The organism is Labrenzia sp. VG12 (assembly GCF_002237595.1).
Classification (GTDB): domain Bacteria; phylum Pseudomonadota; class Alphaproteobacteria; order Rhizobiales; family Stappiaceae; genus Roseibium.
The window spans coordinates 4029738-4056264 of record NZ_CP022529.1 but is presented as its reverse complement, the minus strand read 5'-3'; the positions used below and the strand labels follow the sequence as shown (position 1 = coordinate 4056264).

The following is a 26527-nucleotide window of genomic DNA, read 5'->3' as shown; positions in this document are numbered from 1 at the left end:
CGCTTCTTTCTTGGTGCATTCAGAGCCGACACGGCATGCCCTCGGTTGTCGCAAATGGTCCGCATCAGGATGCAAAAGACCAGTCCACGACGAGCCGGACGACTCTGGACCGGGCGCTTATATGGGAGGTTTCCGCCAAATGCAACCGGAATCGGGGCCTCAGTGAGCGGTATCTGCCGAGGTACCTTATCCCGATTAGCAATTGTGACGGTGCTGCGCCTGGGAACCGCCGGGCTAGGCTGCTTGTCTTGCTTCGCCCTTGGCCGCTTCCAGCCTGTCGGCGAACACCTCGGGGCCGGCTGTTGCCGTTCCCTGGACATGGACGAACTCAATCGTCTGGACACCCAGAAACGTGAACAGGAATTTCAGGTAGGGTTCCAGAAAATTCGCCGCGGCAAACGGTTCTTCCGTCAGATAACCTTCTGACCCATAGGCACAGACAATGACGGCCCGCCGGGCTTTGACCAGTCCTCTAAACCCTGTTTCATCCATGGAGAACGTATGACCGATGCGCATGATCTGGTCGATCCAGGCTTTCAGGGCCGCAGGAATGGAGCAATTATAGATCGGGACGGCTAGGAGCAGCGTGTCGGAGCCTTGGATTTCTCCGATCAGCTCATCCGACAGGGCGGTGGCGGATCTCAGCTCTTCGGTTAAAGCGTCTTGTGGTGCATAGAAACCGTCGATGGTTTCTTGAGCTATGAACGGTATGGACCCGTCCGCAACGTTGCGTGTGATGACTTCGCAGCCTGGGTGTTTCCGCCGGAATTCGGCTTCAAAGACATCAGCTACAGCAGCCGAATGAGAGCCGTCCTGCCGGGAACTTGAATTGATGCGGAGCAACTGAGTCATGACCATGCCTCCTTGTTGAATGGCATGTCCGGTCTAGTTTCCTGCGATGGGTGAAAAAATAGGTCGAATTACACCTCACTCGTGCGTATCGTGCACGAATGGAGCTCTCAACACTTAAAACCGCCTTGCTGGTCCGGGATCTCGGCAGCTTTGCCGCAGTTGCCCGGCTATTGGACCTGGATGCATCCAGCGTCTCCCGGGTGATCGCCCAGCTGGAACAGGATGTCGGCTTTCGTCTGTTTCAACGCAGCACAAGGAGCCTGGCTCCCACCGGCGAGGGCGAGCTCTATCTCAACCGGATCGCGCCGCTTGTCGAGGAGCTGGATGCCGCGGGGGACGAAGCCCGTTCGACCAGCGTTTCGCCGCGCGGAACCTTGCGTGTGACGGCCAGCATCTCCTTCGTGCAGGAATGTCTGATGCCGGTTCTGCCTGCGTTTCGGGACAGGTACCCCGAGATCGACCTCGAGATCCTGGCCTCCGATGCCAACCTGGACCTGCGGGCCGATGGCATCGACCTGGCGGTGCGGTTCGGGCAGATGCCGAAGGGGGACTGGATTGTCAGCAAGCTGATGGCGACCAGCTACCGTGTTGTGGCCTCCCCGGCCTATCTGGAAAAGACGGGCCGGCCGGAACATCCCGACGAGCTGTCGGAGCGGGAGTGCATCCGCTTTGCCATCCCTGGCTTCAAAACCTACTGGCAATTCCGGGAGAGGGAAAACGAGGACGCGTTCAGCGTGCCGGTCGGCGGTGCGACGGTGATCTCGAATGCCCTGTCCATCCGCTCGGCGGCGCGGTCCGGAATGGGCGTTGCGCTTCTGCCGATCATGCTGGTGCAGCGTGACCTGGACAACGGTACGCTGGTCGACCTTTTCCCCGATCATGCCTGTGCGGCTTCTTCCTTCGAGACCGCGGCCTGGCTGCTTTACCCGAGCCGTTCCTACCTGCCGCAGAAGGTCCGGGTGATGATTGATTTTCTTAAGGAAAAGTACGGGTGACCTTCAATGCCCCGGTCCCGATCTGCTCCTGGGAAGGCTCAATCCCACAAGCCGCTGTCTTTCTTCAGCTGTTCCAGCCTGGCCGCAAAATCCGGGTCGCTCTCAACCGTGTCCTGCAGGAGTTCCCTTTTGGAAATCATCCTTGAAACGAAGTCGGAAAACGATCCTGCCAGGCGAACGAGAGTGCCTCGAGGCCCCTCAACCGGCGCATAGTCCACGCTGTCGTGCAAATAGACCAGAACCTCGCCGGTTGCGAACTTGAGGAGAAAGACGTCGCCAGTCCCGCTCATCGCAAATGCCAGATAGGCTTTCGTGAGATGGCTGAAATCCGCAAGGTCGTAATACCCGGCAAGATCCCAGTTTCGCTCCAGCCTTGACGCCTCCGGTCCCCGGTACAGAGCAAAAAACTCCGAAATGGAGTATGTGTCCTCCTTCTCCTTATTCGCCGGAACGCAGGTCTTTTCAAAGTCACCGCCGTTGAATTTGAGCAGGTAGTCTCTGTAGTCCCCGGGAAGCTTCGAAGGCAGTGTTTTTTCGAAGCGCTCAATGTCTTCCGCTTCAATCGGTCCATAGGGATTGGGATCCGTGACCCGGTTTTCGTGGTTCATGATCTGGTTCCAGGCGATGAGAAGGGACAGACCTTGTAGGCGCTGCTGGGCGATAGCCTTGCCGGTGGCCTAGCGTGCGACGTCATACCATGCCGCAAACGCGTGCGGGAATGGGCTTTTGTTTCTGCAGCCCATTCCCGGCATGATTTGCAGCTGAAATCAGCCCGCTTCGGTTACCTGAAAGTCTTCAGACTTTCCTCACTAGGCGTTCACATCAACCACAACGCGGCCCTTGACCTGACCTTTCAGGATATCCGCACCGAGCTGCGGCAGATCTTCAAGTGTAGCCGGCTGGATCATGGCTTCCAGCTTGTCCATCGGCAGGTCCCTTGCCAGCCGCTCCCAGGCTTTCAGGCGGGCGTCATAGGGCTTCATCACGCTGTCAATGCCGAGCAGGTTGACGCCGCGCAAAAGAAACGGAATGACGGTGGCCGGCAGGGCCGCGCCGCCGGCCAGACCGACTGCTGCAACCGACGCGCCATATTTCATCTGGCCGAGAATGCGCGCCAGCATGGCGCCGCCGACAGCGTCGACACATCCGGCCCAGGTTTCGCTTTCCAGCGGGCGCTTGACGGTTTCGGCAACGTCGTCACGGGGCACGATGCGGCTGGCGCCGAGCGACTTCAGATAGTCCCAGGTGCTTTCCCGGCCGGTGACGGCGGCGACTTCGTAGCCCAGATTGGCGAGGATGGCGGTCGCGACCGAGCCGACGCCGCCGGCTGCGCCGGTGACCAGCACAGGGCCGTCAGCCGGTTTCATGCCGTGCTCTTCCAGCGCCATGATGGCCAACATCGCCGTGAAACCGGCCGTGCCGACTGCCATGGCGTTGCGGGTGGAAATGCCTTCGGGCAGCGGCACCAGCCATTCGCCCTTGACCCGGGCTTTCTGGGAATAGCCGCCCCACCAGGCTTCGCCGACGCGCCAGCCGGTCAGCACCACCTTGTCGCCGGGCTTGTACCAGTCGTCGGAGCTTTCATCGACCGTGCCGGCAAAGTCGATCCCCGGCACATGCGGATAATTGCGCACGAGACCGCCACCGGGGCCGACACACAGCCCGTCCTTGTAGTTCAGGGTCGAATATTCGACCGCAACAGTGACATCGGCTTCCGGCAGACGGCTTTCCTCGATTTCCTCGATGCCCGCATGGGTCTTGCCGTCTTCGTCCTTGTTCACAATCAGTGCTTTGAAAGTCATGTGCCTCAATCCTGTTTTTGGGTGGTCTCGCTCATGGTCCTGGCCTCCTGGCGCAGGACATATTTCTGGATCTTGCCGGTTGCCGTCTTGGGCAGCTCGGTCAGGACGATTTTCTTGGGCCGCTTGAAGCCGGCCATGTTCTCCTTGCAGAAGGCGATCAGGCTGTCTTCGGACTCGGCGCTGCCTTCCTTGAGCTCCACAAACGCGCAGGGCACCTCGCCCCATTTTTCGTCCGGCAGCGCGACAACGGCGGCCAGAACCACATCCGGGTGCCGATGCAATATGCCCTCGACCTCGACGGAAGAGATGTTCTCACCGCCGGATATGATCACGTCCTTCAGCCGATCGCGGATCTGGATGTAGCCGTTCGGATGGCGCACGGCCGCATCGCCGGACTTGAACGCACCGCCGGCAAAGGCCTCGGCCGTTGCTTCAGGATTCTTGTAATAGCCCTTCATGACGGTGTTGCCCCGAATGATGATCTCGCCCTGGGTCTGGCCATCCATCGGTACGGGCGCACCGCTGTCACGGTCGACAACGTCGATCCTTTCGGTCATCGGAAAACCGACCCCTTGCCAGGATTGCCGCTCGGCCTGCTCGTCGGGGGAAAGATCAGCCCAGTCGTCCTGCCAAATACACTGGGCAACATGGCCATAGGTTTCGGTTAGGCCGTAGACCTGCATCACCTCAAAGCCAAGTTTCTTGACGCCGGCGAGAACGGTCGCCGGCGGCGGAGCGCCTGCGGTCATGACCCTGACGGTGTGGCCAACATGGCAACGCTGGTCTTCCGGTGTGTTGATCAGCATGGACAGGACGATCGGTGCGCCGCCAAGATGGGTGATGTCGTGTTCGGCGATGAGCTTGAAAACCGCTTCTCCCGTGATCTGCCGGATCAGCACGATGGTGCCGGCCATCAGCGTCATGGTCCAGGCGTGGCACCAGCCGTTGCAGTGAAACATGGGCACGGAATAGAGATAGACCGGATGGCGCGGCAGCTCCCACGCGACCGGCGTGCCCATCGCCATCAGATAGGCGCCACGATGGTGATAGACGACGCCCTTGGGCCGTCCCGAGGTGCCGGAAGTGTAGTTCAGCGCCAGGGCCGCCCATTCATCTTCCGGGCCGGTCCAGGCAAACTCCGGATCACCCGCGCCGACCAGGTTCTCATAGGTTTCCGACCCAATCCGCTCGCCGCCCGGCCCATCCGGATCAACGATGTCGACAACCGGCAGAGTCTTGCCGTTCAGCGCAAAGGCCTTCTGGATCACCGCAGAAAAGGCCGTGTCGGCGATGACCAGGCGTGCATCGCCGTGATCCAGGATATAGGCGATGGTTTCCGGTTCCAGGCGGGTGTTGATCGTGTTGAGCACAGCACCGGTGAGCGGTACCGCGTAATGCAGTTCTAAAAGCTCCGGGGTGTTGGCGGCCATGACGGAGACCGTATCGCCAGGGCCGATGCCCAGTCGCCGCAGGCTGGATGCCACGCGGCGCACCCGGGTCTGCACCTCCCTCCAGGTGGACCGGCGCTCATTATAGATCAGCGCCGTCCGGTCCGGGAAGATCGCAGCGGTCCGCTCCAGAAAGGATAGCGGTGTCAGCGGCACATGATTGGCAGGGGCCTTGTCGAAGGCATCGTAGTGCTGCTTCATGTCATGCCCCCTGATTGGAAAACGGCGTCTCCCACACGGTCGCTGCCCGCATGCCATGAGGCGTATCGACCTGGACCTTGGTGCCGTCGTCCCAATGTGTCATGCGCACCATGCCGATGGCCACATTGGTGCGAAAATCCGGTGAATAGGCCGCCGAGCTGACGGTCCCGACCTGCCGGCCACCGGCAATGATCGGCCAGAGCTCGTCACAAGGTGGCACCGGTTCGCCGTCAATGGCAATGCTGCGGATCTGCCGCACCGGGCCTTCCACCGCAACGCGCAGGAGCGCATCGCGGCCGACGCAGCCGATGGCGTCCTTGGTCTGGCAGAACCTGCCGAGGCCACATTCATGCGGCGTGTTGTTGCGGGTCATGTCGTTGCCGTAGGACAGGAGCTGCCCCTCGATGCGTTCGATCAGGTTCGGACAGCCCGCGCGCACGTTGAGGTCTTCGCCCGCGGCCATGAAGGCATCCCAGATCGGTTCGCCGAGACGGGAATCCTCGACATAGAGCTCAAAACCGCCCTGCTTGGAATAGCCGGAGCGCGCCAGAACCAGCCTGTGGCCCTCGAACTCGACATGGTCATAGTGAAAGAAGCGGATCGTGCGGATTCGTTCGCCGAAGAGCCGGGCGACCAGATCCTCGGCCTTCGGTCCCTGGATCGCGAGTGGTGACACGTCCGGTTCGTCGACATCGACTTCCAGCCGGAAGGCATGGGCAAGGCCCTTGATCCAGAACAGGAGATCGCTGTCGGCGACGGACACCCAGAACTTGTCCTCGGCAAGCTTGGTTGTCACCGGATCATTGAGCATGCCACCGGTTTCGTCGACCATGGGTGTGTAGTAACAGCGCCCCTCGGTCATGCCGGACAGGTCCCGGGGGGTGAGCATCTGGGCCAGGCGCGCTGCGTCGGGCCCCCACAGTTCCACCTGCCGTTCGCAGGCAACATCCCAGATCTGAACGTCTTTTTTCAGATGGTGATAATCCGCCTCGACGGTTTCGAAGACGGTTGGCAGCAGCATGTGGTTATAGACCGTATAACCCTTGACGCCAGCTGCCTGGACACGCCGGGCAAAGGGGGTCTTGCGCGTGCGGCGGGAAATGGAAAGTGCGGGGACCTGCATGTTGCCCTCCCTGACCTTATGCGGCCTGTTCGGCGGCGGGGCCGGACCAGTCGATCTGACAGATTTCCGCGCTGCGACCGTCAAAGTCCCAGACGCGGCCATAGGCACGGACGCGGCCCTGGGTGGCGGTGGCAACGGTGATGTCCGATCCCATCCAGTATTCGGTGTTGGTCACCACGATGTCCTCGTCCGGATTGGCGCCTCGAACGGGCTCCACTTCGCCCTTGATGGCCTTGCCGACGATCAGGCGGCGCTTCTTGCCTTCGTTTTCATAAGAAACCGGGGCGCGCTCTGCGCCCAGGAATTCGCTGACCAGAACCCGGAACAGCCCCGTCGTGCCCTTTGCCTGACCGGAGAAAATCTTGATCAGGCCGTCATAGGCCGCCTCGCTGGCGCGTTCATCGATATAGGCGGCCGCTTTCCAGTTGCCGCGGGCCATCAGACCCGGGATTTCCAGCACCAGGCCGACATTGAGGCCGGACAGGTCTTCGCCCTCGTAGTGGCCTTCATCGATGCGAACACCAGCCCAAGCCTGGCAATAGCCTTCGGTGGGTGCGTGTTTGCCGAGCGACACGACGCAGGGGCAAAAGACCGTGCAATTGCAGTTGAGGATCAGTTCCCCACGAATGGCCCATCCGGACATTGTTTTCTCCCTAGTTGATTGAGTTTGTCAGCGGCAGGAGCAGAGCGACCGCTCCCGTCAGAATGAGAAAGACCCCGAGCGGTGCCGTGATCCGCGTGCCGATAGCCGGCAGTTTTTCGAGGGTCATCAGCACCATGGCGAGGCCCATGAATGCGAGATTCATGGTGCCGGCGATGAAGGCCAGCAGCATCAGGGCCCAGCAGCAACCGAGACAGATGGCCCCGAGCCGGAGGCCGAGCATTGCACCGCCCCTGGCACCGGGTTGCCAGTGGCTGAAGAAGAAGGTCATCGGGCTCTGGCAGGCGTTGAGGCAGGCTTCCTTCAGCGTGCTGAACTGATAAGCGCCGGCCAGAAGCAACAGCCCGCCATTGAGGGGCGCGGAGACTGACTGACCGAGGTCGGTGATGAGGCCGAGCTCTGCCAGCCGGGTCTGGAGAAGGGCCGCAACAACAGAAAACCCGAGCCAGACCAGCATGTACCCGCCCAGCAAGGCCGCGAGCGGCGCTGCACCTGCACCTGCGGTCCGGCTCAATTGGGCGAAGGTACGAAAGGCGGGAAAGGCGGTCGGGGCCATCATGGCGAGCGCCATCAGCGCCCACATGACAAGGGCCGACCGGAAACCGGCATCGGCGGCAGTCGTGCGGCAGAGCGAGATCAGATAGGCAAGCCCGTCCACCTGCAAGGAGGCCGGAACCTCCCGGACCTGCATCGCAAACAGCGCCGCCCAGGCGGCCAGAACGCAGCCATAGAAGGCAAGCCACAGGCTTCTGTGGCCGGCAAACAGCCGCGTCATGGTCTCCATCCGATCCTCCCGATCATGTTTGGCCTTACGCTGCGCGTCAAAGATGCAAAAGTCAAACATTTAATTGTCAGACATTTAAACATTTTCAATTGACCCCTGCCTGGCGCCTCATTAGGTTTGCCTCTCGTTGACTGGGGCAGGACCGGAGAAAATCTTGGCGATTGAATTCAACACGATTCAAAAAGAGGGGCTGTCGGTCCAGATCGCCAATGCCATCCGGGATGCCATTCTCGAAGGCCGGCTTGCCAGCGAAGAAAGACTGCCAAGCGAGGCAGAGCTTTCCGAGCGGTTCGGTGTCTCCCGATCGACCGTGCGCGAGGCGCTGAAAAGACTGGCCGCGCAAAACCTTATTCGCAGCGAACGCGGGTCGTCCGGCGGCGCTTTTGTCAACCGCCTCACCTGGGACGAGGCCCAGGACAACCTGGTGACGACGACGCGTCTTCTGATCGGGATGAACAACATTCCGCTGGAAGATGCCATCGAGGCGCGGTTCGCCCTGGAGACATCCGCCCTGCCGCTTGCAGTCGAAAACAGGTCCGACCAGCATCTGGCGGCAATGGCGCAGGAGATCGCGCGCCAGCGGGACAAACTGACCAGCGATGAAGAGTTCTGTGCCTCGGATGTTGCCTTTCACTCGGCGATCGCATCGGCGACCGGTAATCCTCTGCTGAGTTTTCAGCTGGCGGCCGCTTTCGAGGCCATGCAGCCGCTGATGAACATGCTTGTCTACCGCCTGCGCGACCGCGAGCGAATTGCCGACCTGCATGAATCGCTGGCATCGGCGCTGAAAGCCGGCGACAGCAGCAAGGCCGCTGACCAGCTGGATGCGCTTGCCGCCTATACCAAGGACCTGGCAGCGCAACGGCGCAAGCCACGAGACGGGTAAGCGGCCTGCAGTTCGCTGCGCCGGAACAGGTCAAGACAATCCGGAGGGACGCTGAGTTCGCGTCAACCGCCTGCGGCAGCCGCAACGCCGGTTGTGTCCTGATCGTGGGCCCGCAGCCAGTCCAGCAACTGCGGTTTCGCCATGGGTTTGGCAAAATGGTAGCCTTGAGCAAGGACAAAGCCGAGGCGCAGCAGCTCCTGGGCTGTTGCTTCATCCTCAACACCTTCTGCGACCGGCAGCATGCCGGTCTTGCGGGCCAGCAGGCAGCTGATTTCGCACACCGCACGGCACTTGTCGCTGGTCAGAAGTTCCTTGACGAAACGCTGGTCGACCTTGAGTTCGGTGAAAGGGACCTGGACGATTTGTTCCAAGGACGAGTATCCGGTCCCGAAATCGTCAATGGAAACACCAAAGCCGGCCATGCGCAGCCGGGTCAGAATATCGATGGCCTGCCCGAGATTTGAAGATGCTGCGGTTTCCGTCAGTTCCAGGATCAGTCTGTGATTTTCAAGGCCGATGCCGCGCACGATATTCTGGATCATGTCCGGGAGGGCAATTTCGTCCAGGGAGGTTGCCGACACGTTCACTGAAACCTTGAGGTTGGGACAGAGGCCGGATAAGGCAATCAGGTCGTAACAGGCAGTCTTGAGAACAAATTCCGTCAGGGCGCTCATGACGGCTGGAGATTGCTCTGCCAACGGAATGAACACGGCAGGTGAAACCGCTCCACACTCCGGATGCTGCCAGCGCAACAGGGCCTCCAGACCAGCGACGGAACGGTTCTCCAGGCGCAGCTGCGGCTGGTAGGCGACAAAAAACTCGTTCTTTTGCAGGCCCTCCAGAACATCATCGCCCTGCAGGTCACAGCATGCCTCGGCCTGGGCAGCGGATCTTTGCCTGGTAGACATGATTGTTGCGTCTGCCGCATCCAGAACATCTTCGATGGCCGACAGTGCGATCGGCTTCTGGAGAACATCGAGAACCGTGAGATTGCTGGCCCGCGCACCCTCGCGTGCGGCGTTCAGGATTGCCGGATCCTGACCGCTCATGAGCACGAGCAGGGCTTTGGTGCCGGTCTTGGCAAGAAATCGGATGCACTCGATCCCGTTGACGTCCGGCATGAACAGGTCGAGAAAAATCAGGTCGGTTTCCGCTGAGAAATTCTCGGCAAACTCGGCGGCATTGGTCACCATGGTCACATGGTGACCCTGGTCTTCCACCGCTTCCTGGACAAAGGAGGCAAAGTCCTCCTCGTCGTCATAGACCAGAACCCTCATTAGGGCCGCCTTTCGTCAAGTGTCTGCCGGATCGCGCGTGCCAGCGTCTGACGGTCATACGGTTTGATCAGCAACTCGGTTTCGTCGGTCCCGTTCTTTGTCAGGATTTCTCCAGGAAAACCGGACGCCAGCAGACAGCCGATGCCAGGGCGCATGGACCGGACCTTCTGCAGCAACTCGATGCCGTTCATTGGGCCTGGCATGACGACATCAGAGAAGACGAGATCAATTGTAGGTTGTTTCTGGACGATCTCAAGTGCGTCGACCGGCGTGGAACTGGTGGATACACGATACCCCAGGTCTTCAAGCGTGCCTTGGGCATAACTGGCCAGTTCGGCTTCATCATCGACCACCAGAATGTGTTCCGACCCCCGTGGGACAATTTCATCAGGCTTGGGCTGGGACGACGGGGTGCGACCACCTTCAAACAGCGGAATGAAGATGCGAAACACAGTGCCAACGCCGAGCTCGGAATAGACCTTGATTTCTCCGCGGGAGCGCCGGGCAAACCCGTAGACCATTGCCAATCCGAGGCCGGTACCCCGGCCTTGCGGTTTCGTGGTGAAAAACGGTTCGAAAATCCTGGCTCTGATTTCCTCCGGGATGCCAGGCCCATTGTCGGAGACGGAGATAACGCCGTAGGATCCCGCCGGAATTCTGGCGAGATCAGGTGGGGCATCCTTGTCGATCTGCGTCTTTTCCAGCCTGATCTCAAGTTTGCCCGACTTGTGCATGGCATCGCGGGCGTTCACGGCCAGGTTGATGATCACGTCCTGCAGGTCGCCGGCATCGACATGGGCGATCAACGGTGCGAGGCTCGGTTTGACATGAAGATCGATGCCCTTGGTCAAGGAGCCCCTGAGAAGAGCCTCGACATCTTCAATGGCCCGGTTGAGGTCGCAGGAGATGTTGTCTGAATAAAAATCCTTCTGCCGTGAGAACGACAGAAGCTGTTGCGTGATCTTGGCAGCCCGCTCGGCAGCCTGATGCGACTTGTCGAAATAGGCGTAGAGCTTCGAATCCGGCTCCGCCCTTCTCAATCCCAGCTCCAGATTGCCCAGGATGATACCGAGAATGTTGTTGAAGTCATGGGCGATGCCGCCGGTAAGCTGGCCGATCGCTTCGAGTTTCTGTGCGCGCTGAAGCTGGTTCTCCAGCTTTTCCTGTTCGCTCAGATCCGTGAGCGAGCCGATGAACTGGGTGCCGCCGGGCAGGTCGATGCGTCCGATGCCAAGCGTCAGGGGAAAGAGACTGCCGTCTTTCCGTCGCCCCATCACCCGCCGTGCCTTGCCGATGATATAGGCCTTGCCCTCTTCCAGATAGCGTTTCAGGTAGTGATCGTGGTGATCCGCATGGTCTTTGGGCATCAGCAGTTTCACGTTCTGCCCGATCACCTCGTCAGTGTCATACTGAAACATGCGTTCGGCTTCACGATTGAATTCCAGGATCTTGCCGCTTGCGTCGATCATCACCATGCCCACAAGCGTGTTGTTGAGCGCGGCGCGGATGCGCATCTCAGCTTCCTGCAAGCGTTCGTTTGCCTTGACGGCATCGGTGATATTGCGGCCCGTGCCTCGATAGCCGAGAAAACGGCCGTCGTTGTCATAGGCAGGAACGCCGGAAATGGAGATGGCCTGTTCGATGCCATCACTGTCGTAAAGGCGGTAGGTGAAGTCCTTGAACGGTTCCTGCCTGGCAATGCGCGCGTCGAGCTTTCGCCATTTCGCTGAGGTAACGTCCTCGGTTGCCACCTCGTTGCGCGTCTTGCCAAGCACATCCTTCTTGTCAATGCCCGAAAGGTGCCGGTGGTTGCCGGCGAGCAGGGTCATGCGGTTCTGGGGGTCGGTTTCCCAGATCCAGTCCGACGCGGTCTGCGTGTAGTCCCTGAACTTCTGTTCGTTCTCCTGAAGGGTTTGTTCTTTTTCCTTGAGTGTCGAGATGTCGGTTCGAATTCCGAGTGTTCCACCTCCTGGAAGGCGTCGTTCTGAAACGAGGAGCCATCTGCCATCCGCCAGTTGCTGCTCGAAGGGCTGGTCCGGGGTGGTCTCGTGATGCGCCAGGCGATCCTTCAGCCAGTCCGCCTCGCCCCCGGCAGAAATGGCATATTCGCCCGAGTGCAGGCCATCAACCAGCATGTCCTTGAAGTTTCGTCCGAGCCTGATCGTGGTGCCGCCGGGGTCATAGAACTCCTGGTAGCGCTTGTTGAAGAAGACGAGCCGGTCCTCCGTATCGAAAACGGCAAGGCCTTCCGTCATGACGTTGGTCACGTCGTCAAGCAATGTCTGCAACCTTCTGGCTTCCGTTTCCTTGTCTCGCTTGTCCTTCAATTCCTCCATCTGATGCACGAGCAGGCGGGCAAGCGCCATCAGGCTGTCGCGTTCCTGCTGCGAGACAGATCTCGGTTCCGTTGCCGCCACGGACAACGTGCCGATGTTGAAGCCATCCCGGGTGATCAGTGGCGCACCGAGATAGAACCGGAGTTGAGGTGCACCAGTTACATGCGGGTTGTCTCGAAAGCGCTCGTCTTCAAGAGCATTCGAAACGCAAAGCGGTGCGCTGTCCCTGATGGCGTGTTCGCAAAAAGAGCCTTTCAGCGGAACTGAGTTGCTGGCCATCCCGACGTGCGACAGGAGGTTTTTCCGATCTGAACCGATCAGGCAGACGAATGCGATCCTTGCCTGGAAAAGATCCGCGACCACCTGGACCGCATCGGTGAAGATGGGGGGTGTTTCGTCTTCCAGGAACCGAAAACTATCGACGGCTTTCAGTCGATTCTCTTCGTGAGATTTCTCGCTTGATCTCATCATTGTAATTAATCTCAATTACAAAACTGGAATATTTATTGACTCGCTCAGCTCATCTGAATACTGGCGAGAGAGTGCTATTAAATACTTAAAAGTGAAGTCTGGAAGCGAACGTAACTCTACGTATCAATGGGCATTGTTCCTTGTCGGGCGGGCGTGTCGCGGTGCACTGGCCGTCAGGTCAAGGAGTTTGCAGCCCCGACAGGCTGAAGGGATGCCGTCGGGAACGAGCCCTTGCACGGCAATTCGGGCAAGTGGTGCGGATGAGGCGATCGCCGCAAAAGAACAACTGAAATATATGGTGACCCCGACAGGATTCGAACCTGTGACCCTCAGATTAGGAATCTGATGCTCTATCCTGCTGAGCTACGGGGCCGTAAGGCAAGCCGATTAGCATGATTTGGCGGCGATGGCGAGACCCTGTGTCGCTTCGGTGCCGCCTGATCGCTGGTCCCGCATCTGAACAGCGTTTTGGGGTGCACTGTCTTGGGCTTGCCTTATTCCATGCTTAGCAAGGAACAATCGTCGTGACCGCTGTTCGGGACTTGTCACCGCCATCCCGGTGAGCGCCCGGACCAGGGGTGATCCGTTGAATTGGCTAAGGGGTGGGCCAGTGCCGCCAGGGCTGGGAAAAATCAGTTTTACCATTCGGGCGTGGCTGCGTCCGGACCCAATCTGTCTGGCAAGAGTGTCATCCTTGGTGAAGGTGATGGTCGCACTTGGTTTCGGGGTCTTGCTTGCGCCCGGCAAGGCAGTTGCCGGTCAGGAGTTCGAAGTCTGTAACATACAACTAGACTCTGCCATCCCGGTGCGTCCGGCGGAGGATGAAGCGTTATTTGAAGCAGAGGATGGCACCTCGTACCTGCCCAGTGATCTGAGGGTTCCTGCAGGTGTCGGGACTGGACAGGCCGGCGTGGTGATCGCGACCGATACGGCTGTTCTGGCGGTGCCGATCACTTCGCAGGACCGCTGGGGAAGGATACCGTCCTGGATCTTGCTGCAGCGGGCCGGGCGTCTGGTTCTCTGGCAAACCCTGCAACTTGAGCAGGGCAACGCCTTCTTTGCACCGGTTCACGCCGTAGCGGCGTGTGCCGAGGCTTTGCGCCATGCCGAGGGCCAGGCGCGTCGGGATCGTACCGGCCTCTGGCGCGAAGGCGGTGTTCGCCTGACCTATCGGACGGAGAAGCCCGGGGCGTTTGCGGAAGCTGCAGGGCGCTATGTGATTGCGCGTGGGCGCGTTGTTTCCCTTGGAAAAACTCGCAGTACCCGCTATCTGAATTTCGGAAGATATTGGAAAACAGATGTGACGGGCACCTTGCGGGCCTCGGACGAGGATGACTTCAACGCAGCGCTTGCTCGCACGGGGTGGCACCTGGACGGGCTGGCTGGCCGCGTCGTCGAGTTGCGCGGTGTCGTCGAGATGAAGGACGGGCCGCATATTGCGCTTCGAAATCCGGAGCAACTGGTGGTGCTGGAAGACAAAAGGGCAGGACGTGAGCGCCAAGGCAACAACTGATACCCGGCAGTGTGCGCGAAACGGTGCGCGCCAGGGAGCGGCCCCGGTGTCGATTGGCGGCCGGTTGCGTCTGCTTGCCGTCGCGGGCGCAACCCTTCTGATTGCCTCTTGCCAGCTTCTGGGAGACGGGCCGAGTGTCGGAACAGTCTCGCCGGGCACCTTGCGACCGAACCTCGCGGCCGATATCGGCGAGCGCGAGCACCCGCGGGTCGTTGCCACCTATGGCGGGGTTTACAAGGATCCGGGTGCGGAACGGGCCGTTGCCAGCGTTGTCGGCCGACTCGTGGCAGCGTCCGAAGATCCGTCCCAGAGCTACAAGATCACGATCCTGAATTCGCCGGCCATCAACGCCTTTGCGCTTCCGGGCGGCTATCTTTATGTCACCCGCGGCTTGCTGGCGCTCGCCAATGACACGTCGGAAGTGGCGGCGGTTCTTGCGCATGAAATGGCCCATGTCACGGCGAACCATGCAATCAAGCGGCAGCAGCGCGCAGAGGCCAAACAACTGGCAAACCGGATCCTGACCGACGTGGTGCAGGATTCGGAAGAGGCGCGAAAGGCGATCATCTCTTCGCAATTGTCCTTTGCCCGTTTCAGCCAGGTCCAGGAACTGGAAGCCGATGATATCGGCGTGAAGACCCTGGCAAGAGCCGGTTACGATCCTTACGCGGCTGCACGTTTCCTGCGTTCCATGGCGGCTTTCGCCCGCTACCAGTCGGCAGACAAATCCGGGTCCTCGGCGCCGGATTTCCTGTCCTCGCACCCATCAACACCGGAGCGGCTGCAGATAGCGATCCGCGCGGCCCGCCAGATCGGGGCACCGGGTATCGGCGAACGCGACCGGGATCGGTATCTCAGCCAGATCAACGGCATGCTCTTCGGCGACGATCCGCTGGAAGGTTTCGTGCGCGGCCGGTCCTTCCTGCACAAGGCGCTTGGCATCAGTTACACCGTGCCAACCGGCTACATCTTGGAAAATACCCCGGAGGCCGTTCTGGCCAGCAATGGCGATGGCACGGCGATCCGCTTCGACGGTGCGGATGTCAGCGGCTATTCCAGTCTGCGCGATTACATGAACTCCGGCTGGATCAATGGCCTGTTGCCGGAAAGCGTGCGGGAAACCACGATCAACGGCCTGCCCGCGGTGACCGGGGCTGCGATCACGCAGGGCTGGTCCTTCCGCATTGCGGTCGTGCGCATCGGCCGCACGGGCTATCGCTTCATTTTCGCCAGCCGATCGCCGAGCGATCGGTTCGACCGGGATTTTCAGGCAACGGTCAACAGTTTCAAGCAACTGTCGCCCACGGAACGCGCGCGCCTGAGGTCGCTCCGGATCAAGGTCGTCCAGTCCAGACCGGGCGACACGGCGCGCAAGCTGGCCGTCGGCATGAGCGGCGTGGAGCCGTCCCGCCGGCTGGAGTTCTTCACGATCTTGAACGACCTGAGTGCGGACAAGCCCATTCCGGCCGGAACGGCCATCAAGCTGGTCGTGGACTAGCGCCGACGACATTGAACCCGCAGACCGTCACGCCTGTGTTCCCTGTTGAAGCGGAGCACAGGGCTGGTTTCTGTCAGGATCCGAACGTATTGCCGAACCTGAAACCAAAACGCCCTGCCTGGAACCAACGGTGTTGCAACGTGGGGTGAACCTGGCCAAAAAAAGGGAGCCTAGAGGCTCCCCGTGTCAGTGGCAGCTTGGATAGGGTCAGGCGCTGTAGACGGCCTTGTCGGGCTGGGCCGCCAGAAGCGCGGATTTCAGTTTTTCCATCGCGCGGCTTTCGATCTGGCGGACGCGCTCCTTCGAGATGCCGAGTTTCAGTCCGAGGGATTCAAGCGTTGCACCTTCTTCGGACAAACGGCGTTCGCGGACGATTTTGAGTTCGCGTTCACTGAGCACCTCAAGCGCTGAGGTGAGCCAGCGGCGGCGTCGTTCGGTGTCGATATTGCCGGTGACGATCTCGTCGGGGAGCGGTGCGTCAGAGACCAGGAAATCCTGGCGATCCGCACTGGAGCCTTCGCTGTCGGTCATCGGTGCGTTGAGCGACGTGTCTGGACCGGAGAGGCGCGCATTCATCAGGGCAACATCAGACTGCTTGACGCCGATCGCGTCGGCGATTTTCTGATGCAGCTCGCTGTCGGTGAGCGGTGTCTGGTTGCCGGAGAGCTTTGCGCGAAGACGGCGAAGATTGAAGAAAAGAGCCTTTTGTGACGAGGATGTGCCGCCGCGAACAATGGACCAGTTGCGCAGGATGTAGTCCTGGATCGAGGCACGGATCCACCAGGTGGCATAGGTCGAGAAGCGCACTTCCCGTTCCGGTTCGAAGCGGGCAGCGGCTTCCAGGAGCCCGACATGACCTTCCTGGATGAGGTCACCCAGGTTCAGTCCGAAATTGCGAAAGCGCGAGGCAACGGCAATCACCAGACGCATGTGCGAAAGCGACAGTTTCTCAAGTGCTTTCTCGTCCCGGTCGTTCCGCCATCGCAGCGCAAGGTCCAGTTCTTCTTCACGCGTGAGATAGGGCGCCTTCATGGCCGCCCGCACAAGTTGACGTTTTTCGCTCATGGACATGATCGCCACTCCGATGTGTTATCGGGGTTACTACGTACGTGAGTTCAGGTTAGATCACTTGTGCCTGCCGCAGGGGCATATTTTTTGCACTTTCCCGTGAACGGTGCGCGAGCCGCACTGTCGAAAAGAAAAAGGGCCCGGAAATTTCCGAGCCCTTGTCCTGAGAATGTAGAAAATTCCGCTCTTTAATCAGGCGGCTTCTTCTTCTTCCTTGTCGTCGTCCTCAGCGGCTGCCTCAGCGGCGGCTTTCATGCGGCTGGGGGACTTTGCCAGGTTCTGTTCGATCTGCTTGATCGCCTCGGTTTCCGAGCACTTGTTGACAGCGGCAATTTCGCGAGCCATGCGGTCAAGGGCAGCTTCATAAAGCTGGCGTTCGGAATAGGACTGTTCCGGCTGGCTCTCGGACCGGTAAAGGTCACGAACCACTTCGGAAATCGCAATCAGGTCGCCGGAATTGATCTTGGCTTCATATTCCTGGGCGCGGCGGCTCCACATGGTGCGCTTCACGCGCGGGCGACCGCGTACGGTCTCGAGAGCCTTCTTGACGGCCGCCGGGTCGCCAAGCTTGCGCATGCCCACGGAAGCGATTTTCGCGACCGGGACACGAAGGGTCATCTTGTCCTGTTCAAAAACGATAACGAGCAACTCCAAAGAGTGACCTGCAACGTTCTGCTCTTCAATGGCGGTAATCTGGCCGACGCCATGTGCCGGATAAACGATGTACTCGCCGGTTTTGAATCCCTGGCGCTGCGCGGTCTTTTTGGTGTTTGTTGCCATACTCGTATTCTCTCCTGCGCAGTTATCGGCCTCATTCGGGCCGGAGTCGGACCGCGGCGCGGTCCTCTGTTCTTATGCGACACGAAGCCCGCCGTGCGATCCATAGTGGAACGCCTGTTGATATGCGGCGTGTCAGGGCTGGTCAGTCGTCGATTTCCACTTTAGAACCTTGATCAGTCATAAAAGCTGCCGGAAGCTTGCTCCGTCCGGTTGGTCAGGCCCGGGACAGGATTTTGCAAACTCCGTTTTGGGGGTTTTTCTCGTGGTTGGCGACTAGTCCTAATATGTAACATACTTTTGTGGAAAATTAAAGCGTTACGCTTTGCAGGTGCGCAAACAGCACACTTAACCTAGCGGAAGCTGTCCGCCAGGCTGCTGAAATTATTCGCAAAAACACCGCCTGTTGCCTTGGGTGCGCGACTTGTCGCGGTGCAACAAATATGTGTTGAGGCCGAATCAGGCCGGCGGATTAGGCGAAAAATACTGTTCGAACTTGTTTTCCTTGCCGTCGAACTCTTCCGCGGTCGGCAACGGATCTTTTTTCTCCGTGATGTTCGGCCATTTTTCAGAGTATTCGGCGTTGATCTCGATCCATTTTTCCAGACCCGGCTCCGTATCGGGGAGGATCGCCTCTGCCGGGCATTCCGGTTCGCAGACGCCGCAGTCGATGCATTCGTCCGGATTGATCACCAGGAAATTCTCGCCCTCATAGAAACAATCGACCGGGCAGACTTCAACACAGTCGGTGTATTTGCACTTGATGCAATTGTCTGTGACGACGTAGGTCATCTCAATCCTCATTCGGCTCCGGGGCGGTTTAACTGGATCGCGCCGTTAAACTCAGGTCCGGTCATCAGTTTCGGGCCGCTCTTGTCGAGGGCAGGTATATCGTCTCGTTTTGCAGTTGGGTATCGTTTTTGTTCCCTTGGCGCAAGCGCACGGGATGACGCAGACCGCCGTTAGAAGAGAAAGTTTTTCTGTTTTTGCCGCCGGCAGCGGAACGGACGTCAGTCTTCGCCTCGCAGAGCGTCCAGTTTGCGCCGGTCGCGCTTGGTCGGGCGACCGGCACCGGCCTCGCGTTGTCCGGGCGGGGGAGGTGGTGGCGCTTCCCTGGGAGGCGGTGGCGGCGAGAGGTCTTCGTAGAGTTTGCGGGCCTCTTCATAGGGGCCGCGGCGTGTGCCAAGTGCCAAAATCTTCAGGACAAGAACGCGCCTGTCCAGAGCGACGGTCAGGACATCGCCTGTGCGGATGGTCTTGCTGGCAGAGGAAATCTTGTCCCGGTTGACCCGGACATGACCTGATGTCGCCAGTTTCTGGGCAAGCGACCGGGATTTTGTGACCCTGGCGTACCAGAGCCACTTGTCGATGCGCAGGCTGCCGGTGGCAGCATCTGAGTCCGGTGCCGGAATTACTTCTTGTCCTTGCTGCTCAGGTCCGCTTTCAGCGCCATCAACGCGGCAAAAGGCGAATTGGGATCGATCGGCTTGTCCCGTTGCGGTTTTCCGTCACGGCGATTGCCACCGTCGAAGCCCTTGCCGCCCTGGGCGCCGCGATTGCGGTTCGGTCCGCCCTTGCCGCCTTTGCCATGGCGCTTGTCGTCGCGATTGCCCTTCGGCCCCTGGCCCTTGCGGTTGTCGCCGCGGCGCTGATCGGAGCGAACGCGTGGCCGGCGGTCATGACGGCCCGGGCGCCAGATTTCGATGGTCACCGTTTCCAGTTCACCCTCTGCGGCTGCTTCGGAACTGTCGGCGACGGCTTCTCCAGCGTCAGCGGAGACTGCTGCGGGAGCATCGCTCGCTTCTGCGTCGGAACCGGTCCCGGCAGCGGCCGCGTCTTCAGCAACCGGTGCGGCCGGTGCTTCCTCGGCCGGGGTCTCAGCTTCGGTGGCCTCGGCAACCGGTGCATCTGTGGTTGCCGCTTCATCAGCAGCCTCGGATACCGCTGCTTCCGGAGCGTCCGGTGCTGCCGCTTCCGTTGCTTCTTCGCTTGCAGGGGCTTCGGTTTCCGCGGCAGCTTCGGGTGCCGTGGTTTCTTCGGCAGCAGGCTTGGCGACGACCGGGCGCTGGACTTCCTTTGTCTCGACGCGGTAGCCGAGTGACTTCAGCACAGCGGAGAAATCCTCGCCGGCGCAGCCGAGCAGGGAGGTCATGGCGACGGTCACCGTAAAGCCGCCACCTGTCTCGATGGCTCCTTCCGGCGGGCTGACCTCGGCGTCGAGCGGCTTCCAGGCGATCAGCGGCCGGATCAGATCGGCGAGGCGCTCCAGGATGTCGACACGTACGGCGCGAGGGCCGCAGACGCGGAAGCCGACAACCTTGTAAAGCGCCTTGTCGATGCTTTCGTCGACCGGGATGGACGTGCGGCCGGATGCGGAGAGTTGAGGCAGCTCCGCCATGCCGTTCATGTCCAGTGCGCCGTGTTTCAGAGCCCAGAGCTGCGCCAGAAGCTGGCTCGGAGCAGGTTTTAGCAGCGCCGGGACAAACACGGTATAGGCGCCGAAGCGGACCCCGTGCTTGCGAAGGGACGCGCGCATGTCCTGATCCAGCTGGCGGATTTCATCGGCAGCGTCCTGGCGTTCCAGAATGCCGAGGCCTTCCACGATGCGGAAGGCGATGCCGCGTGCCAGACCTTCCAGACCTTCGCCGGTTTTCAGGTCGACCAGCGGCTTCAGCAATGTGTCGATCTGGGCCCTGACCCAGAGGTCCATGCGGTTTTGAACCGTTTCGCGTGCCGGGCCGGTCAGATGTTCGTCTGCCAGAAGCAATGCCGTCGGTGCCAGCACGTCCTCGCCGGCGACCAACTTGGCGACAGGTTCCCCGCGCCAGCGAATGGTGCCATCGGCGGTGAGTACAAAGTCGGCGTTCTCCGACTTGCCGAACTTTTCCGCGCGGGATTCGATTTCGCTCGTCAGCGCTTTCTGGGCTGCGGCCCGAACCGTTTTTCCGTCCGGTCCTTCGGCCGCCGCGTCAGGGGCAAACCGGAAGCCAAGCAGATTCCCGATGTGCTGACCTTCAACGAGCACATCGCCGCTCGATGTAATTTCCGCTTCCAGCATTGCGTTCTCTCTCAAACGTCGCATCAATACACTTGTACGCCGGTCCACGAAGCGCTGCGTTAAACGCTCGTGAAGGGCGTCGGATAGTTTGTCTTCAATGTCGCGCGTCTCCCCCTGCCAGTGGGCCGGATCGGCCAGCCAGTCGGGGCGATTGGCGACATATGTCCACGTCCGGATATGGGCAATCCGGTTCGCGAGTGTGTCGATATCACCATCCGTGCGGTCTGCGAAGGCCAATTGACGGGTGTACCAGTCATCGGCAATGGCGCCGTCCTGCATCAGATGGGTGTAAATGGTGTTCAACAGCTCGGCATGGTTCGCGGGCGCGATCTTACGATAGTCCGGGATCTGGCACACGTCCCATAACAATTCGATCGATTTTTCACCCTTTGCCATTCCGGATATTGCGGGATCGCGCAACAAATGTTCAAGTGCGGTGATGTCATCGCCGGTAGGTGCCCTAGCGAGACCTTCTTCTGCCGGGACCGCGTCGAGGCTGCGGCGCAATGCATTCGCGGATGAAAAATCCAGCGCACTGTTGCGCCATTGCAGCACTTTCAGGCTGTCGAACCGGTGACTTTCGATCTGTTCGATCAGCTCATCGTCCAGCGGATCGACCCTTCCGGTGACACCGAACGTGCCGTCTTTCGTGTGGCGGCCGGCCCGGCCCGCGATCTGGGCCATCTCGGACGGGGTCAGCTGGCGGTACTGATAACCGTCATATTTGCGGTTGCCGGCAAAGGCGATGTGGTGAACATCGAGGTTCAATCCCATGCCGATTGCATCGGTCGCCACGAGGTGGTCGACATCGCCGTTCTGGAACAGTTCCACCTGCGCGTTCCGGGTGCGCGGGCTCAAGGAACCGAGCACCACGGCGGCGCCGCCGCGCTGCCGGCGGATCAGCTCCGCGATCGAATAGACCTCGTCCGAGGAGAACGCCACGATCGCCGAGCGCGAGGGCAGGCGCGACACCTTTTTCGAGCCGGCATATTCAAGGACCGACATGCGCGGGCGGGTGACCACATTGAGGCCGGGCAGCAGCTTCTCCAGAAGGGGGCGCGCTGTGGCCGCTCCCAGGAGCAGCGTTTCGGATCGGCCGCGCAAATTGAGAATACGGTCGGTGAAGACGTGACCCCGGTCGAGATTGCCCGCCAGCTGGACCTCGTCGATGGCGACAAATTCGGTGTTGAGGTCGAGCGGCATGGCTTCGACGGTGGAGACCCAGAAGCGCGGTTTTTCCGGGATGATCTTCTCTTCACCGGTGATCAGTGCCACGGCTTCGGGTCCGGCCCGATCCGCGACCCGTCCATAAACCTCTCGGGCGAGCAGGCGCAGGGGCAGGCCGATCAGCCCGGATGGCTGGGCCAGCATGCGTTCGATCGCAAGGTGGGTCTTGCCGGTGTTCGTGGGGCCAAGCACGGCCGTCACTGTGCGAGACCGGGCAGACGGCGGCAGCGGCAGATTTTGGAGACGGGGCATGAAAGTGCTTGTGATCGGCTTTCTTAAAGGCAAGTGCCCTGGGACTGGCACCTATATATGGTGCCGCGTGTCTAGCACAGGCAAGGCGGGCATGTCGTTACTCTTTTGGCCAAAAGGTCAGCTTTTCCCGGCTGGAAATTAGTTGTGGAGAACGACTCTGGAACAAACCGAAACCGAATCGCTGACTCTTGGTGATTCAGGATTTGTTCCCTACCAGATGTGGTTTGCCGGGTACTTGACGCTACGAAATCCTGAATCCCGACAAAGGTTTGAGTCGTGTTTGCTGTTGTCGGGTGATTTGCCCGGAATCACTGTCAATAGATAATTTTCGGTAAACAGCTTTCTGCCCGTTCAAAAGCGCCTCCTTTACCTTGGGACACAGGGTGAACGAATCTCGGACGAATCGGCGACTCGAAGCCGTTCGGATTTTGTTCTCACAAGATCTAGTGGGTGATGCGCGCCACATTCATAGGCGAGCCAGATGGAACGGGCGCAATCTGGTGCGTGGCGCCGGAAGCTGTCCCGAATTGATCCATTTTGCCGCGAAATCATCATTCTGCCCCTTGAGTGCGGGCTTTGACGGCAAAATTGCTGCGCCGCAAATTTATCTGAATGCGACACGAATTCAGGGTTTAAATCAATTTGGCGTTGGATTTCCTACAGTTATCAGCGCAGGCGCAAAAATATTTTCCAAGTTAAAAAAAGGACATATCTTCTGCCCCTTTTCAAGAGCGTCCGACCAAAGTAGAAATCTTGCCGAAACCGGCAAGACTGTTTGTCGAAAATTAGGGGGAATGGGCGTTTGGCGATAACAAAAATTCTCGTTGCGAACCGATCGGAAATTGCGATCCGGGTTTTCCGGGCCGCCAATGAACTTGGCCTGAAAACTGTCGCGATCTATGCGGAACAGGACAAGCTGGCGCTGCACCGCTTCAAGGCGGATGAAGCGTATCAGGTCGGCAAGGGCCTTGGCCCGATCGAAGCCTATCTTTCCATTGACGAGATCATTCGTGTTGCCAAACACGCTGGCGCTGACGCCATTCACCCTGGCTATGGCCTTCTGTCGGAAAGCCCGGAATTCGTCGATGCTTGCGAAGCCGCCGGCATCACCTTCATCGGCCCGAAATCGGACACGATGCGCCGTCTCGGCAACAAGGTCGCGGCGCGTAATCTCGCCATCGAGGCGGGCGTTCCGGTCATGCCGGCAACGGACCCGCTGCCCGATGACATTGAAGAGATCAAGACACAGGCGCTTCAAATCGGCTATCCGGTGATGTTGAAGGCGTCCTGGGGGGCGGTGGCCGCGGCATGCGCGTCATCCCGGACGAAGCGACACTGGAAAAGGAAGTCCTGGCGGCAAAGCGCGAAGCCAAGGCGGCGTTCGGCAAGGACGAGATCTATCTGGAGAAGCTGGTCCAGCGGGCGCGCCACGTAGAAGTGCAGATCCTGGGCGATGGTGACAACGTCGTCCATCTTTATGAGCGCGACTGCTCGATCCAGCGCCGTCACCAGAAAGTCGTCGAACGGGCACCGGCTCCCTATCTCGACGAGGCCAAACGGACCGAACTGTGTGACTACGGTCTGAAAATCGGCCAGGCGGTGAACTATCGCGGCGCCGGCACCGTTGAATTCCTGATGGATGCGGACACCGGCGCGATCTATTTCATCGAGGTCAATCCGCGGGTGCAGGTCGAGCACACGGTGACCGAGGAAGTGACCGGCATCGATATCGTCCAGGCACAGATCAAGATCTGCGAAGGGGCCAAGATCGGCACGCCGGAAAGTGGCGTGCCGGCACAGGGCGCGATCCGCCTGAATGGCCACGCCCTTCAGTGCCGCATCACCACCGAAGATCCGGAGCAGAACTTCATTCCGGATTATGGCCGCATCACCGCTTATCGCGGCGCGACCGGCTTCGGCATCCGTCTCGACGGCGGCACGGCCTATTCCGGTGCCGTGATCACGCGTTTCTATGACCCGCTCCTGGAAAAGGTGACGGCCTGGGCACCGACGGCGGAAGATGCGCGCAAGCGCATGGACCGTGCCCTGCGCGAATTCCGGATCCGCGGCGTCGCCACCAACCTGGTGTTCCTGGAAAACATCATTGGCCATGAGGACTTCAAGGCCAATGCCTATACCACCCGTTTCATCGACGAGACGCCGGCCCTGTTCGAGCAGACCAAGCGCCAGGACCGGGCCACCAAGCTCCTGACTTACATCGCCGACGTTTCGGTGAATGGTCATCCGGAAACGAAGTCGCGTGAGCGGCCGCCGAAAGACGTGGCCGCACCGGTCATTCCGGATTTCGGTGACGACAAGCCTGGCGGTACGCGGCAACTGCTTGATCAGCTCGGTCCGAAAGGCTTTGCCGACTGGATGAAGGCGGAAAAGCGGGCGCTGATCACCGACACGACCATGCGTGACGGACACCAGTCTCTCCTGGCGACCCGCATGCGCAGCCACGACATCGTCAACATCGCGGATGCTTACGCGGCCGGTCTGCCGAGCCTGTTCTCGCTGGAATGCTGGGGCGGCGCGACGTTCGATGTGTCCATGCGCTTTTTGACCGAAAGTCCGTGGGAGCGCCTCCAACAGATCCGTGAAAAGGCGCCCAACATCCTGCTGCAGATGCTGCTGCGCGGCTCCAATGGCGTTGGCTACACCAATTATCCGGACAACGTGGTCAAGTTCTTCGTCGCCCAGGCCGCGGAGAACGGGGTTGATCTCTTCCGTGTGTTCGACTGCCTCAACTGGGTGGAGAACATGCGCGTTTCCATGGACGCGGTCCAGGAAGCCAACAAGCTCTGTGAAGGCGTGCTCTGCTACACCGGCGACATGCTGGACAGCGCGCGGCCGAAATACGACCTGAAATATTATGTCGGGCTGGCCAGGGAGCTGGAAGCGGCCGGTGCACATATCCTTGGCATCAAGGACATGGCCGGTCTCCTGAAGCCGGAAGCGGCCCGGGTTCTGATCCGGACCCTGAAGGAGGAAGTCGGTCTGCCGATCCACTTCCACACCCATGACACGTCCGGCATTGCCGCAGCCACGGTGCTGGCCGCCGTTGAGGCTGGCGCCGATGCGGTTGATGCGGCCATGGATGCCCTTTCCGGCCTGACTTCTCAGCCCTGCCTCGGTTCCATCGTGGAAGCCCTGCGCGGCAGCGTCCGGGATACTGGCCTTGATGCCAAGACGATCCGCCAGATTTCCTTCTACTGGGAAGCGGTTCGGGCACAATACCGCGCGTTTGAAAGCGACCTGCGCTTCGGCGCGTCCGAGGTCTATCTGCACGAAATGCCGGGCGGACAGTTCACCAACCTGAAGGAACAGGCCCGTTCGCTCGGTCTGGAAACGCGCTGGCATGAGGTTGCCCAGGCCTACGCCGATGCCAACCAGATGTTCGGGGACATCGTCAAGGTGACGCCGTCGTCCAAGGTGGTCGGCGACATGGCGCTGATGATGGTCAGCCAGGGCCTCACGGTCCAGGATGTCGAGGATCCGGCCAAGGACGTGGCCTTCCCGGACAGTGTCGTGAAGATGCTGCACGGTGACCTGGGCCAGTCGCCCGGCGGTTGGCCGCAAGCGCTGCAGAAAAAGGTTCTGAAGGGCGAAGAGCCGATCGTGGTGCGCCCCGGCTCGCTCCTGGCCGAAGCCGATCTTGACGCCGAGCGGGCTGCAGCGGCCGAGAAAACCGGGCACGAGATCGACGACGCGGAACTCGCCTCCTACCTGATGTACCCCAAGGTCTTCACCGACTTCGACAAGGCCTTCCAGCAATATGGCCCGACGTCGGTTCTGCCGACACCGGTCTATTTCTACGGTCTGGAAGCGGGCGACGAAGTCTTCGTCGATCTCGAGCCGGGCAAGACGCTGGTGGTGCGCTGCCAGGCCATTGGTGAAACGGATGAAAAGGGCGAGAAGAAGGTGTTCTTCGAGCTCAACGGCCAGCCGCGCAACGTCAAGGTTCCGGATCGCGCCCATGGCGCCACCGGCGCTGCCGCCATGCGCAAGGCGGAAGACGGCAATGCCGCCCATGTCGGCGCACCGATGCCGGGCGTGATTTCCACGGTCGCCGTGGCGTCCGGTCAGGAGGTCAAGGCAGGCGACGTGCTGGTCTCCATTGAAGCCATGAAAATGGAGACCGCGCTTCACGCAGAGCGGGACGGCACGGTCAAGGAAGTGCTGGTAACCCCGGGTGCCCAGATCGACGCCAAGGACCTGCTGGTCGTCTTCGACAGCTGATCGAGCAAAGGTGAGCGGGCCGCACGTTTCTGCGACCCGCTCGCTACCTGTATGAG

The 26527-nt window shown here is 60.2% G+C and carries 19 protein-coding genes, 1 tRNA gene and 1 pseudogene; 6 read left to right on the top strand and 15 right to left on the bottom strand.

Annotated elements, in window-relative coordinates; translation table 11 throughout:
* Positions 1–234 precede the first annotated feature (234 nt).
* Positions 235–852: an FMN-dependent NADH-azoreductase gene (locus CHH27_RS18780; RefSeq protein ID WP_157738989.1), complete on the bottom strand. Its 618-nt coding sequence runs from the start codon at positions 850–852 to the stop codon at positions 235–237.
* 98 nt (positions 853–950) lie between these two features.
* Between CHH27_RS18780 and CHH27_RS18775 the strand changes: the two genes are divergently transcribed.
* Entirely contained in the window at positions 951–1847 is an 897-nt protein-coding gene (locus CHH27_RS18775) for a LysR family transcriptional regulator (protein ID WP_094072941.1), read from the top strand.
* A gap of 38 nt (positions 1848–1885) precedes the next feature.
* On the opposite strand, the gene CHH27_RS18770 is transcribed toward CHH27_RS18775, so the two are convergent.
* The 6 genes from CHH27_RS18770 to CHH27_RS18745 all read right to left on the bottom strand — a co-directional run bounded on the left by CHH27_RS18770 (position 1886) and on the right by CHH27_RS18745 (position 7866).
* Positions 1886–2455, bottom strand: a complete 570-nt coding sequence (locus CHH27_RS18770; RefSeq protein WP_094072940.1) for an SMI1/KNR4 family protein — start codon at positions 2453–2455, stop codon at positions 1886–1888.
* A 201-nt stretch (positions 2456–2656) separates the two neighbouring features.
* Complete coding sequence (gene acuI, locus CHH27_RS18765; protein ID WP_094072939.1) at positions 2657–3649, bottom strand: acryloyl-CoA reductase; 993 nt, start codon at positions 3647–3649, stop codon at positions 2657–2659.
* A gap of 5 nt (positions 3650–3654) precedes the next feature.
* On the bottom strand, positions 3655–5298 hold the full coding sequence (locus CHH27_RS18760) for an acyl-CoA synthetase (protein ID WP_094072938.1): 1644 nt from the start codon (positions 5296–5298) through the stop codon (positions 3655–3657).
* 1 nt (position 5299) lies between these two features.
* Positions 5300–6421 (bottom strand): dimethylsulfoniopropionate demethylase, encoded by a 1122-nt coding sequence (locus CHH27_RS18755; protein ID WP_094072937.1) that lies wholly within the window; start codon positions 6419–6421, stop codon positions 5300–5302.
* 16 nt (positions 6422–6437) lie between these two features.
* The gene (locus CHH27_RS18750) at positions 6438–7064 is read right to left on the bottom strand and encodes a DUF1326 domain-containing protein (RefSeq protein ID WP_094072936.1); all 627 of its coding nucleotides are present in this window, start codon (positions 7062–7064) and stop codon (positions 6438–6440) included.
* 10 nt (positions 7065–7074) lie between these two features.
* Positions 7075–7866 (bottom strand): DUF2182 domain-containing protein, encoded by a 792-nt coding sequence (locus tag CHH27_RS18745; protein ID WP_094074861.1) that lies wholly within the window; start codon positions 7864–7866, stop codon positions 7075–7077.
* A gap of 154 nt (positions 7867–8020) precedes the next feature.
* Between CHH27_RS18745 and CHH27_RS18740 the strand changes: the two genes are divergently transcribed.
* Positions 8021–8752 (top strand): FadR/GntR family transcriptional regulator, encoded by a 732-nt coding sequence (locus tag CHH27_RS18740; RefSeq protein ID WP_094072935.1) that lies wholly within the window; start codon positions 8021–8023, stop codon positions 8750–8752.
* Between the two features lie 62 nt (positions 8753–8814).
* On the opposite strand, the gene CHH27_RS18735 is transcribed toward CHH27_RS18740, so the two are convergent.
* From CHH27_RS18735 to CHH27_RS18725, 3 genes are all read right to left on the bottom strand, one after another.
* Positions 8815–10029, bottom strand: coding sequence for an EAL domain-containing protein (locus tag CHH27_RS18735; protein WP_094072934.1), 1215 nt, complete (start codon positions 10027–10029; stop codon positions 8815–8817).
* Complete coding sequence (locus tag CHH27_RS18730; RefSeq protein ID WP_094072933.1) at positions 10029–12836, bottom strand: PAS domain S-box protein; 2808 nt, start codon at positions 12834–12836, stop codon at positions 10029–10031. The genes CHH27_RS18735 and CHH27_RS18730 overlap by 1 nt, the downstream gene beginning before the upstream one ends.
* A gap of 296 nt (positions 12837–13132) precedes the next feature.
* A tRNA-Arg gene (locus CHH27_RS18725) sits at positions 13133–13209 on the bottom strand.
* 321 nt (positions 13210–13530) lie between these two features.
* On the opposite strand from CHH27_RS18725, the gene CHH27_RS18720 reads away from it, so the two are divergent.
* Positions 13531–14349: a hypothetical protein gene (locus tag CHH27_RS18720; protein ID WP_094072932.1), complete on the top strand. Its 819-nt coding sequence runs from the start codon at positions 13531–13533 to the stop codon at positions 14347–14349.
* Positions 14350–14395: 46 nt separating this feature from the next.
* Positions 14396–15847 (top strand): M48 family metalloprotease, encoded by a 1452-nt coding sequence (locus tag CHH27_RS18715; protein ID WP_247646129.1) that lies wholly within the window; start codon positions 14396–14398, stop codon positions 15845–15847.
* A gap of 207 nt (positions 15848–16054) precedes the next feature.
* On the opposite strand, the gene CHH27_RS18710 is transcribed toward CHH27_RS18715, so the two are convergent.
* The 5 genes from CHH27_RS18710 to CHH27_RS18690 all read right to left on the bottom strand — a co-directional run bounded on the left by CHH27_RS18710 (position 16055) and on the right by CHH27_RS18690 (position 22229).
* Positions 16055–16918, bottom strand: coding sequence for an RNA polymerase factor sigma-32 (locus CHH27_RS18710; RefSeq protein WP_094074859.1), 864 nt, complete (start codon positions 16916–16918; stop codon positions 16055–16057).
* Positions 16919–17107: 189 nt separating this feature from the next.
* Positions 17108–17695, bottom strand: coding sequence for a CarD family transcriptional regulator (locus CHH27_RS18705; protein WP_094072931.1), 588 nt, complete (start codon positions 17693–17695; stop codon positions 17108–17110).
* 456 nt (positions 17696–18151) lie between these two features.
* The gene (fdxA, locus tag CHH27_RS18700; protein WP_094074858.1) at positions 18152–18484 is read right to left on the bottom strand and encodes a ferredoxin FdxA; all 333 of its coding nucleotides are present in this window, start codon (positions 18482–18484) and stop codon (positions 18152–18154) included.
* Positions 18485–18702: 218 nt separating this feature from the next.
* The gene (locus CHH27_RS18695) at positions 18703–19104 is read right to left on the bottom strand and encodes an RNA-binding S4 domain-containing protein (protein WP_371681858.1); all 402 of its coding nucleotides are present in this window, start codon (positions 19102–19104) and stop codon (positions 18703–18705) included.
* On the bottom strand, positions 19104–22229 hold the full coding sequence (locus tag CHH27_RS18690; RefSeq protein ID WP_094072929.1) for a DEAD/DEAH box helicase: 3126 nt from the start codon (positions 22227–22229) through the stop codon (positions 19104–19106). The genes CHH27_RS18695 and CHH27_RS18690 overlap by 1 nt, the downstream gene beginning before the upstream one ends.
* Positions 22230–22729: 500 nt before the next feature.
* On the opposite strand from CHH27_RS18690, the gene CHH27_RS27735 reads away from it, so the two are divergent.
* Together CHH27_RS27735 and pyc are read left to right on the top strand one after the other, a co-directional pair.
* Positions 22730–23041: a hypothetical protein gene (locus CHH27_RS27735; protein ID WP_157738988.1), complete on the top strand. Its 312-nt coding sequence runs from the start codon at positions 22730–22732 to the stop codon at positions 23039–23041.
* Positions 23032–26471 (top strand): annotated as a pseudogene (gene pyc / locus CHH27_RS18685) (pyruvate carboxylase). Before CHH27_RS27735 ends, pyc begins: the two are co-directional and overlap by 10 nt.
* Positions 26472–26527 lie beyond the last annotated feature (56 nt).